This window comes from Runella defluvii (genome assembly GCF_014195535.1).
Taxonomy (GTDB): domain Bacteria; phylum Bacteroidota; class Bacteroidia; order Cytophagales; family Spirosomataceae; genus Runella; species Runella defluvii.
This window is the reverse complement of the sequence record NZ_JACIBY010000002.1, coordinates 649,734-660,129: the sequence shown is the minus strand read 5'-3', so window position 1 is coordinate 660,129 and position 10,396 is coordinate 649,734. Positions and strand designations below refer to the sequence as shown.

The window sequence follows — 10,396 nt, the reverse complement described above, 5'->3', positions numbered from 1 at the left end:
ATGAGAGAATCCTTAGCATGACCGTATTTTCAAAGAACGAAAAATGTACTTAACTAAATGTTATAACTTGTACTCAAATTTATGTCGCACAACAAAGTTTCAGAACTTTCGGGAGGTTTTTTAACCCCCATTTTCTTATGAACACACAGCAATTACTCAAAGGACTTCACCACGTCACAGCGACGGTCAACGACGCGCAGGAAGACTATGATTTTTATACCAAAATCCTTGGACTTCGGTTGGTCAAAAAGACCGTCAATTTTGATAATAATTCGGTGTATCACTTTTACTACGCCGACCAAGTAGGTACGCCTGGTACCGTTTTTACCACTTTTCCGTACAAAGGCCAAGGCGTGCGGGCGGGTGAAGAAGGAACGGGTTTGATTATTTCCACCGCTTTTTCGGTGCCAAGTACGGCATTGGCATTTTGGTCGGAACGGTTGGTCGAAAATGGCTTTGCCGTTACTGCTTCGCAGCGGTTTGGGCAAGAGGTGCGTTGGTTTCGCGACCCGTCGGGCTTGCAGTTGGAACTCATTGCCGACGATTCGGATACCCGCACTCCTTACGTCACGGACGAGGTGTCGGCTGAGGTAGGGATTCGAGGCATTCACCACGTGACGTTGTGGGTGGCGGCGAGCGATTGGGACGTCCTTCGCGCGTTTTTGACTTCCGAAATGAACATGGCCGAAATCGGGCAGGAAGGCGAGCGTATTCGCTTGAAAGTCAACGAAGGAGGGGCGGGGAGTTGCCTTGAGATTGTTCGGGCAGCGGCCGATGCACCACGCGGCAAAAACGGCTTGGGTACAGTTCACCACGTGGCTTGGAAAGTCGAAACGTTTGAAGCGTTATTGGCTTTGCGTCATCGGTTGGTGGAGGAGTTGGGAATGCAAGTGACCGAAGTTCGCGACCGCAAATATTTCCGTTCGATTTACTTCCGCGTGCCTTCGCATCAGCTGTTTGAGGTGGCCACCATTCCGCCAGGATTTGCGGTGGATGAGTCGGAAGAAGAACTAGGGACACACCTCATGCTGCCCGACGACAAAGAAGCAAACCGCGCGGCGATTGAGGCTGTTTTGCCCGTTATTCAAGGGGCGTAGCATGGTCTTGGGCTGGGCGCACATTTATTTTAAATAATTACAAACGTTTGCATTGAAAAATAACTCAGTGCCATTATTTTGTAGAAAAATTATATTTTATACTTGCAATGAAAGAACCCATTGGTTCGTCATGTCGCATCAAATATTCTTAACAACATAAAAATGGAAAATGTAAATCCAACACCGCTTCAAAGCCTGGAAGATTGGGAAGACGACGTACTCGAACGCTACCCCGAACCTGGCACAAAAGCCAAGGATGATTATCGTAACTATGAAGATTCTGAGCGGGTAAATACCGTTAGAGAGTTCTATCGTTTGAACCACACCTATCAAACCTACGATTTTGTGGTGGAAAAAGAGCGCGAATTTTTGGCGTTCAACAAACGCGAAATGTCTATTTGGGATGCCGTTGCGTTTTTGAATACCTTGGTGGACGACTCGGATCCTGACACTGATTTGGATCAGCTTCAACACTTGCTCCAAACGTCAGAAGCAATTCGCCAAGATGGTCACCCTGATTGGTTTGTTTTGACGGGCTTTTTGCACGATTTGGGTAAAGTTCTTTGCCTTTTTGGTGAGCCACAATGGGCGGTGGTTGGTGATACTTTCCCTGTGGGTTGCAAACACTCAGATCGCATCGTTTATCCTGAGTTTTTTGATTTGAATCCCGACAGCACAGACGCACGTTTTAATACAAAATATGGTATTTATGAGCCAAATTGCGGTTTGGACAACGTAAAACTGAGCTGGGGACACGATGAGTACATCTATCAAATCATGAAAAACTACATTCCTGAAGAAGGATTGTACATGCTCCGTTATCACTCGTTTTACTCACAGCACCGTGAGGGCGCTTACGACCACTTGATGAGTAAGCACGACCACAAAATGTTTGAGTGGGTAAACAAATTTAATCCGTACGATTTGTACTCAAAAGTGCCTTATCCGCCAAACGTACAAGAGTTGAAACCATACTACGAAGACTTGGTAGCCAAATATTTACCAAGTACGTTGAAGTTCTAATACAGGTATTTGAGGGCTGCTTTCCAACGAAAGCAGCCTTTTTTGTATCAGTAAATTTCGAGTGTGTGCTGAAACGGACAAATGGACGTTAGGAATACGTAGCGCCCGTTGGTACGGAGTGTTCCAAAATGCGTACTATACAACTCGCCCTCTAAACCTCGGATGGATTCGTGTTTTTTGACGCCAGGACCAAACGTGATGGTGTCGTTTCCTGCTTTAAATTGGCCGTAACCTTCGGGTAAAAAGTGGTCGGTAGGGTTGGCAGATGAAGGAACACAACGCGCTAATTCCCCTTGTTCGTGAAAACACAGTTCCACCACTACCCGCACGCCTTCTGGCCCGTTTACGATCAAGTGGAGGAGTTGTTTTTGGTCTTTTTCTTCGTAAACAATCTCTGTTTTTAGGGTTTGGACGTTGCTAACGGGGCGATGTTCAAAGTCCATTTTGTTCCAAAAACGGCCATCGGTACTTTGGGATAACTGGTAATCGCCGTCGGCTTTTTTGTATTTATTGGGCAAAGGCTGGTAATAAGGCGCTTCAATCGTTTGCCCAATTCGATACCCTTTCGCCGTTTTTTCAATTCCTTTTCCCCGAAAATAACCTGTACTGAAAAAAGACGTAGAAAGCCGAATGTGTTTCAGGATGGCTTGGCCTTTGCGATAGGCAAAAAAGTTGGGGTTGGTCGAGCGTCCTGAAGCTACTTGAATCGGCCAATCGGCTCCCGCAAAGAGGTAAAGACTTTCGCTGTTTTTGCGTTTGCGCAAGAGGGAAATTCCGTCAAATTTTTTCTCGTAAACCAAAGGCAAAGAGCCGTTGGTAGGAGTTTTCTTCAACAGCGGATTTTCAAGCATATAGTAGAGCAAATCTTTCTCCACCGTTTCTTGAAAATTGGGCATTGTCTCAATAAACTGTACCATAGCACCAAAAAGCGGGTCATTTTGCTGAATCGCCATGTACCGATAGTGCACATAAAACTCGGTGATGAGGCGTAGCATAAAAGCGTCTTGGCGGCGCGACTGTACCGTTACCATGTCGCCGTTGGGCTCCATGCAGTAATAAAGCCAAGTGAGGTTTTTCTTCACCTTTTCGAGCAGTTGGGTTTTGCCGCCGTAGTGTGCCATAAAAATCAACGAGCGGTTGACCACTTCGGCGTACGTAACGCTGCGTTCGAGATAAACCCCATCTTTGTCCTGAAACACTACTTCCGAAAGCCATTCGTTCATCCGATTGACATACGCAGGGTTGGGAAACAAACTGTTGGCTTTGGCGAGGGCGGCACTTACTACCCAGCGGTGGTTGGGCGTATGCACCCCACCGACGGTTAGCTGCCCACAGGCTTTTTGAATAAAACGTTGCAGCTGTCCAAAAATCGACTGGAGTGAGGGCTCATTTTTGATAATACGGGCCGCCGCACAAAGTGGGTCAATGATAAAAGCCGTATCGGGCGGCGACGAAAGATTCCCAAAGTCGAGCGTACCGTCGGGTTTTTGTTCTTTCTCCAAAAAGGACATGATTTTTTCCATCATTCCTAGCACCTCTGGTTGACGAAAATAACGAGAAGTAGGCTCGACGTACCCCGCTGACAAATTGGCCAAGTCAAACCCTAAACTCCGCCGAAGTTGTTTGATGGGTTGGCTTAGAGCAAGCGTAAGTCTGGCGAGTTCTTTCGCATTGGCTTCTACCACTTTTTTGTAAAAATCGTCTTCCGAAGCGTGCTTCAAAAAAGGCGAATTTTGCAGAAAAGGGACGGCGCATCCCACCACGGAAAGCTGTTTTATAAATGTCTTACGGTTCATGGAGCTTGTACGAGAATCTTGTATTGACTAAGTACAAAAGCGCCAACGGCAACAATTTTACCCCAGCCACAGCTCCATCGCCACGTCGGCGCGGGAGTAGGGCGAGCTGAAGTCTTTGACGGTTTTGAAGCCTAATTTTTGGTAAAGGTTGAGGGCGGGAAGCAGGCGCGAATTGGTTTCCAAATACAAGCGTTTTAAACCCATGCGGTGCGCTTCGTCGATGATAGACTGCCCCAATAATTCACCAATGCCCAAACCTTTGGCGTTGTTGTCCACGCCCATTTTAGACAATTCCATGCAATCGTCGGTCATGGGTTTAAGGGCCGATGTACCCACAATTTGCCCTTGGTACTCGGCCAATAGCACGATGCCGCCTTTTTGGATGTAGAATTTCTCTGGATGTTCGAGCGACTCCATGTCGAGGGGTTCTACTTTAAAATAGCGCTCAATCCATTCGTAATTAATGCGTTTAAACCCTTCGCGGTGGCGTTCGTTGGTGGGGTCGAAGGGCACAATTGTTACTTTATTGCGTTCGCGCTGTTTTAAGCGAGCCTTGATGCGTTCGGGTAACGGTTTTTTCAAAATGACTTGTTCGTATTCCATCAACGACCGCAGCACGTCAGTTTCGCATTCGTTGCGCACTTCATTCATCGTATCCTGCAAATCCTCCAGCAGTTCGTTCATGCGAAGGTTCATTTCTTGCCCTTTTTCGGTGAGTTTTACGAGCGTTTCACGCTTATCGGTTGGGCCTTTTTGGGTTTCAAACAAACCTGCTTTGGTCATTTCTTTGACCATCAAACTGACCCCAACGTGCGATTGACCGATGTATTCGGCAATTTTAGAAACCGTTTCGGCCTCGTTTTGCGCTACTGACAAAAAAACGGGAAACCATTTAACCTCCATTTCCATGCCGTACATCTGATACACTTGGGCCGATGCTTGTAGGCTCACTTCTCCGAGGCGGCGCATGTAGCTCCCAAGCGCTACGTAGCCTAAGGTACGATAAAAATCCATGCAACTGTTGTGTTTAAATAATTACGTAATTAATTACGTAAATAAAATAAATTACAAAAATAAACGCAAGCGTTGAGCAGAATTTTGAGAAAAAAACAGCTTCCTTGATTTTGACAACGTATTCCTGTGTTTCGCCATTGAACGGCGTGGGGTTTTGCATGACCTTTGTAGCATCAAAAACAACCCGAATAACAATAAACAACTAAGAACATGGAAACGACACAATTAATAAAAGGAATACACCACGTAACAGCCATTGCCGCTGACCCTCAACAAAATGTTGATTTTTACGTAGGTCTTTTGGGATTACGTTTGGTGAAAAAAACGGTCAATTTTGACGCGCCCGACGTATATCACTTTTACTACGGCGACGAAACAGGCAACGCAGGTAGTATTTTGACCTTCTTCCCGTTCGGGGCTGGGTCTCAAAAAGGCCGCCACGGAAAAGGCCAAGCCGCTACCACCGCCTTTTCGATTCCGACTGCTGCCCTCGATTATTGGTTGAAACGTTTTGACCAATACGGGATTCTTTACAAAGCACCCCAACAACGCTTCAACGAAGTAGTGGTGTATTTTGAAGACCCCGATGGTTTAGGTTTAGAGTTGATTGCCAACGATACAGATTTCCGCCAAGGATTTACCTACGGTCATATTCCGCTTGAGTATTCGATTCGTGGATTTTGGGGCGTAGAACTTTGGGAAACGAGTTACGAACGCACCGAGGCTTTGTTGGCCAACTCGCTCAATTACGAGTTTATTGCGGAATCAGGCCCAAGACGTCGTTACGCGGCCAAAGGCAACACAGGAGCAGGTCAGTACGTGGACATCGTTTGGGATAGCAACAACCGCTGGGGACTTGGCGGGGCAGGGACTGTTCACCACATTGCGTTTGATACGCCTACCGACGCTTCGCAGTTGGAAGTGAGAGAAGCCGTGATGTCGGCTGGATTTATGCCTACCAACGTGCTTGACCGTCAGTATTTTCATTCGATTTACTTCCGCGAACCAGGTGGAGTATTGTTTGAAGTAGCTACCACGCCTCCAGGCTTTTTGTTGGACGAAGAAAAAGCTAAATTGGGTCAAGCCTTAAAACTTCCCCCTTGGCAAGAACGCAATCGCGAGAAAATTGAGCAGTTGTTGCAACCTATTTCAATCGAAGCGGTTTATAAAAAATACGGGATTGAGTAACCTCACCCTAACATTAACTGACAACTAACATGCACACGATAAAAAATACGGTTTGGGCGGGTGTACCCCTTGACCAAGCCAAACGCGTACTCATTATGACCCACGGTCGGGGCGCAAGCGCTCAGAGTATTTTGAGCCTTGCGGCCGAATTGGCCGTCGATGGTTTTGCACTGGCTGCCCCCCAAGCGACGGGAAATACGTGGTATCCGTACAGTTTTTTGGCGCCAGAAGCCCAAAACGAACCTGGTTTGTCGTCGGGGTTGGCCGTGTTGAAAGAATTGCTTGATACGGTAAAAGCGGCGGGTATTTCGTCGGAAAACGTGTATTTCTTGGGCTTTTCGCAAGGAGCTTGTTTGACCTCGGAGTTTGTTGCCCGTCATGCACAGCCTTTTGGGGGCGTGTTTATTTTGAGCGGCGGTGTCATTGGAGACAGCGTAAAAATCGAACGCTACACGGGAAATTTTGCAGGAACACCGATTTTCTTGGGCTGTTCGGACGTGGATGCGCACGTTCCCAAAGACCGCGCACAAGACAGCAGCGAAGTGTTTCGGACGTTGGGTGCGACTGTTACCGAAAGAATTTACCCCAACGCACCGCATAGTATTTTTCAGGACGAAATTGACCACATCAATCACATTTTAACGACTAAATAATGAAATCATTCAAAAGTATCGACTATACGTGGGTAGGCCGCCCGCAGCAAGTAGGCGACGGTTTTGTGGGACAAAGCATGATTCCTTCGCAGCGTTTCAACGATTTTAGCCCTTTTTTGATGCTTGACCACCACGGGCCTATGCAGGTGAAACCGTCACCTGTACCAAAAGGAGTGGACGAACACCCACACCGTGGTATTGAAACCGTAACGGTGGTGTTTGACGGGGCATTGCAGCACCGCGATTCTGCAGGAAATAAAGGGGTTATTTTTGCGGGAGACGTGCAGTGGATGTCGGCGGCTTCGGGGTTGGTACACGAAGAAAAACACGAAATCAATTTCTCGCGTCAAGGCGGTGTGCTTGATTTTGTACAATTGTGGGTCAACCTGCCGCGCGCTCACAAAATGGAAAAGCCGCGTTATCAAGAACTCACTTCGGCACAAATCCCAACGGTGCAGCTCAACGACCAAACGCAGTTGCGGGTGATTTCGGGGGAAATAGCGGGGGTAAAAGGTCCTGCATTGACCTATTCGCCCGTTCTTTTGGTGGAGGTAATTGTGAAAGGAAACACCGAATTTGACCTCCAATTGCCCGAAGGTTTCAACGTAGCCGTACACGTAGCGCGGGGAAGTGCGAGTTTCAATAACGAAAAACAACTTCCTGCAAAAAACATTGCCAAATTGAGTCAAAAAGGCGAGTGGGTGACCGTCACGGCACAGGGTGATGAAACTCGTTTATTGATTTTAGGAGGCGAACCCATCAACGAGCCGATTGTAAGTTACGGCCCGTTTGTGATGAATACCCAAGCCGAAATCATGCAGACCTTGCAAGATTACCAATCGGGCAAAATGGGCTTTTTAGAGCCTGTGGATTATTAATGTGCGTGCGTCGGGGTTGTGAGCAACCCCGCTCACAAGCGATAACGTGCGTCGGGGTACTCATACCCCGACGACAACCGCGTATAAGCGAGGTTGTGAGCAACCCCGCTCACTGCGGCTCACAGTGCTTCTATCTTTTTCCAAATCAACTGCCATTCAGCTTTCGAGGTCGTGAGTTGGATGGCCGTTTCGTAATGGGCTTTGGCGGTGGCTTTTTGGGAGAGTTGGGCGTAAAAATCACCCAAAGCTACTTGGTAGTACTGGTTTTTGGCCAAATTTGTCAGGGGCAATAAGGCATCAATACCGCGCTGCGGGCCGTCGGCAAAACCAATGGCGATGGCCTTGTTAAACTGCACCATACTGCTGGGATTGATTTGTTCCAGCAACCGATACAAATACGTAATGGCTTGCCAGTTGGTTTTTTCAAACGTCTCGGCGCGGGCGTGGTAGCTGGCAATGGCCGCTTCGAGGTGATACGAACTGATTTCATCGCCGCGCGAGGCTTCATCGAGGTAATAAATACCCTGTTTAATAAGCTGAGGATGCCATTTTTGGCGATTTTGGTGCGCCAACAGCACAATATTTCCTTCTTCATCTTGGCGCGCCTCAAAGCGGGAGGCTTGAAAATACATCAGCGACAACAAAGCCGCCGTTTTGGGCAAAGCCGTGTAACGGTGTTGGTACAACAATGTCCCCAAACGCAGCGCTTCTTCGCACAGGTCTTTTCGGATGAGCAGGTCGGGCGATTGAGAAGTATAACCTTCGTTGAAAAGCAAATAAATGGCCTTTAAAATGGCGTCCAAACGCGGAAGAAGCTCGTTGCCAGTTGGAACTTCCAGCTCAATGGGCGTACTACGAATTTTGTCTTTGACCCGATACAGCCGTTTGTTGATGGTTTCGTCGTTCGATAAAAAGGCTTTGGCGATTTCGGGAATGCTCAGACCGCATAATGTTCTTAGAATGAGCGTGATTTGCGCTTCGGGAGGTAAGCTAGGATGACAGCAAGCAAACATCATTCGAAGCTGACTGTCCTCGATTTCGTGCTCCAAAAAAAGCTGGTCGATGTGCTGCTGCATGGCTTGTTCCGATTGAAGTTGATGAGATAAATGCACACTGAGTTCGTCGTGCAGGCGTTCGCGACGGAGGCGGTCAAGCACCTTGTTTTTGGCCGTTGCGTACAACCAGCCCGTGGGGTTGTCGGGAATACCGTGAACTTTCCAGTGTTGCATGGCTGCCAATAGGGTATCTTGCACGACATCGCGGGCGGTGTCGTAATTGGGAAAACCAAACAAACGCGTCAGGACGGCGAGCATCTTTCCCGACTCGTGCCGAAAAAGATGCTCCGCCAGTTGGTGAACCTCTGTCATTCAGAAATTACGCAAAGCTTTGGATTTGACGAACTTCCACGCGCCCTTCCGATTCATAAATAGGGCAGCCTTTCGACAACTCAACGGCCTCGTCGATGCTATCGGCCGTAAGGAGCATAAAGCCCCCAATGATTTCTTTTCCTTCCGTAAATGGCCCGTCGGTAATGACATGGTTTGAGCCCGAAACCGTTTTGCCCGTTGGATAAAGTGCTTCAGTGGCAATCATCTTGCCTTGGGCGGCAATGCCACCAATCCAGTTGTTCCATTTTTGAATTTCGGCTTGGATGTCTTCAGGAGAAAGGTTGGCAAAAGCATCTTCCGCAGGGATCGCGTTCCAGAATGAAAATAGGTACTTGTTCATGGTCGTAAATGTGTTTTAGTGATACGAAATAATTGAATTTGTACGAATGACGAACGGTCAGATGGAAACTGGACACAAGTGACAAAAAAAATTTATATATTTTTGAAAATTGATTCACAATACTGACATAGGGTTGTCAGTGGAGGATACTAAATTTGTTGTGTCATCTCAGACTTTCCAAGTTTCGACCTACGATGTAAAACAAACTTGGCAAGTCTTGAAAAAAACTTTCCAGGTTTCGACTTACGATGAAGAACAAACTTGGAAAGTCTTGAAAAATGTCTCGAAATACGAAAAACAATGGTTGCATTTACCGCAGAACTACGCAAGTTTGACAAAAAAGGAGAAAAAACGGGCTGGACGTACATCGAAATTCTGCCCGAAATAGCCCATGCGTTAAACCCAAACGTAAAAGCGTCGTACCGTGTTAAGGGAAAGTTGGACGATTTTGCCATCAAACTCGTGGCGATGCTACCGATGGGCGACGGAGGATTTATTATCCCAATCAATGCAGAAATGCGTCGTGGCTTGCGTAAAAAAGAAGGGGCTGTGGTGAGCGTGCAACTGGAGGTTGATACGGATGAGTTGCCGCAATCGGCTGATTTGCTGGCTTGTTTGGAAGATGAGCCCAAGGCGTTGGCGTATTTCAACAAATTGCCGCTTGGTCACCAAAACTATTACACAAAGTGGATAGAATCGGCAAAAACCATTGAAACAAAAACAAAACGGATTACGATGGCCGTGAGAGGAATGGCGATGGGTTTGGATTATGGGCAAACCCTGCGTTATTTTCGCGACAACTAACTTTCGGGAAGTTGGCAGCGATAATAGAACTTCCCGAAAGTTGATATAGGACAATGAACTTTCGGGAAGGTTAGTAGTGATAATGGCACTTCCCGAAAGTTGATATTGGACAATGAACTTTCGGGAAGGTTGGCAGAGCGATAATAGAACTTCCCGAAAGTTGATATAGGGCAACTAACTTTCGGGAAGGTTGGTAGCGATAATGGAACTTCCCG

Annotated in this window: 10 protein-coding genes; 6 read left to right on the top strand and 4 right to left on the bottom strand. The window is 47.3% G+C overall.

Going from position 1 to position 10,396, the window contains the following annotated elements:
* Positions 1–137: 137 nt before the first annotated feature.
* Together FHS57_RS07580 and FHS57_RS07575 are read left to right on the top strand one after the other, a co-directional pair.
* On the top strand, positions 138–1,097 hold the full coding sequence (locus FHS57_RS07580) for a VOC family protein (RefSeq protein WP_183972250.1): 960 nt from the start codon (positions 138–140) through the stop codon (positions 1,095–1,097).
* 162 nt (positions 1,098–1,259) lie between these two features.
* Positions 1,260–2,120 (top strand): inositol oxygenase family protein, encoded by an 861-nt coding sequence (locus FHS57_RS07575; protein WP_183972249.1) that lies wholly within the window; start codon positions 1,260–1,262, stop codon positions 2,118–2,120.
* A 47-nt stretch (positions 2,121–2,167) separates the two neighbouring features.
* Here FHS57_RS07575 and FHS57_RS07570 read toward each other — a convergent pair whose 3' ends face one another.
* Both FHS57_RS07570 and FHS57_RS07565 read right to left on the bottom strand, forming a co-directional pair.
* Positions 2,168–3,916: a hypothetical protein gene (locus FHS57_RS07570; RefSeq protein ID WP_183972248.1), complete on the bottom strand. Its 1,749-nt coding sequence runs from the start codon at positions 3,914–3,916 to the stop codon at positions 2,168–2,170.
* A gap of 57 nt (positions 3,917–3,973) precedes the next feature.
* Complete coding sequence (locus tag FHS57_RS07565; protein WP_183972247.1) at positions 3,974–4,930, bottom strand: bifunctional helix-turn-helix transcriptional regulator/GNAT family N-acetyltransferase; 957 nt, start codon at positions 4,928–4,930, stop codon at positions 3,974–3,976.
* Between the two features lie 210 nt (positions 4,931–5,140).
* On the opposite strand from FHS57_RS07565, the gene FHS57_RS07560 reads away from it, so the two are divergent.
* Genes FHS57_RS07560 through FHS57_RS07550 form a run of 3 tightly spaced genes read left to right on the top strand, consistent with a single transcriptional unit; the run spans position 5,141 to position 7,649 of the window.
* Entirely contained in the window at positions 5,141–6,118 is a 978-nt protein-coding gene (locus FHS57_RS07560; RefSeq protein ID WP_122932451.1) for a ring-cleaving dioxygenase, read from the top strand.
* A gap of 29 nt (positions 6,119–6,147) precedes the next feature.
* A complete protein-coding gene (locus FHS57_RS07555; protein WP_183972246.1) occupies positions 6,148–6,771 on the top strand; it encodes an alpha/beta hydrolase in 624 nt (207 codons plus the stop codon).
* On the top strand, positions 6,771–7,649 hold the full coding sequence (locus tag FHS57_RS07550; protein WP_183972245.1) for a pirin family protein: 879 nt from the start codon (positions 6,771–6,773) through the stop codon (positions 7,647–7,649). Before FHS57_RS07555 ends, FHS57_RS07550 begins: the two co-directional genes overlap by 1 nt.
* Before the next feature lie 119 nt (positions 7,650–7,768).
* Here the strand turns inward: FHS57_RS07550 and FHS57_RS07545 are convergent, their stop codons facing one another.
* Both FHS57_RS07545 and FHS57_RS07540 read right to left on the bottom strand, forming a co-directional pair.
* Complete coding sequence (locus FHS57_RS07545) at positions 7,769–9,016, bottom strand: RNA polymerase sigma factor (RefSeq protein ID WP_183972244.1); 1,248 nt, start codon at positions 9,014–9,016, stop codon at positions 7,769–7,771.
* Positions 9,017–9,023: 7 nt separating this feature from the next.
* Positions 9,024–9,377 carry a YciI family protein gene (locus FHS57_RS07540; RefSeq protein ID WP_183972243.1) on the bottom strand — a complete coding sequence of 118 codons (354 nt, stop codon included), beginning with the start codon at positions 9,375–9,377 and terminating at the stop codon, positions 9,024–9,026.
* A gap of 300 nt (positions 9,378–9,677) precedes the next feature.
* On the opposite strand from FHS57_RS07540, the gene FHS57_RS07535 reads away from it, so the two are divergent.
* Positions 9,678–10,181 carry a YdeI/OmpD-associated family protein gene (locus tag FHS57_RS07535; protein ID WP_183972242.1) on the top strand — a complete coding sequence of 168 codons (504 nt, stop codon included), beginning with the start codon at positions 9,678–9,680 and terminating at the stop codon, positions 10,179–10,181.
* The last annotated feature ends 215 nt before the right edge of the window (positions 10,182–10,396 follow it).

Coding starts and splice junctions, on each gene's coding strand:
- FHS57_RS07540 (WP_183972243.1), bottom strand. CDS start 9,377: ATGAACAAGTACCTATTTTCATTCTGGAACGCGATCCCTGCGGAAGAT.
- FHS57_RS07580 (WP_183972250.1), top strand. CDS start 138: ATGAACACACAGCAATTACTCAAAGGACTTCACCACGTCACAGCGACG.
- FHS57_RS07575 (WP_183972249.1), top strand. CDS start 1,260: ATGGAAAATGTAAATCCAACACCGCTTCAAAGCCTGGAAGATTGGGAA.
- FHS57_RS07565 (WP_183972247.1), bottom strand. CDS start 4,930: ATGGATTTTTATCGTACCTTAGGCTACGTAGCGCTTGGGAGCTACATG.
- FHS57_RS07545 (WP_183972244.1), bottom strand. CDS start 9,016: ATGACAGAGGTTCACCAACTGGCGGAGCATCTTTTTCGGCACGAGTCG.
- FHS57_RS07535 (WP_183972242.1), top strand. CDS start 9,678: ATGGTTGCATTTACCGCAGAACTACGCAAGTTTGACAAAAAAGGAGAA.
- FHS57_RS07555 (WP_183972246.1), top strand. CDS start 6,148: ATGCACACGATAAAAAATACGGTTTGGGCGGGTGTACCCCTTGACCAA.
- FHS57_RS07550 (WP_183972245.1), top strand. CDS start 6,771: ATGAAATCATTCAAAAGTATCGACTATACGTGGGTAGGCCGCCCGCAG.
- FHS57_RS07560 (WP_122932451.1), top strand. CDS start 5,141: ATGGAAACGACACAATTAATAAAAGGAATACACCACGTAACAGCCATT.
- FHS57_RS07570 (WP_183972248.1), bottom strand. CDS start 3,916: ATGAACCGTAAGACATTTATAAAACAGCTTTCCGTGGTGGGATGCGCC.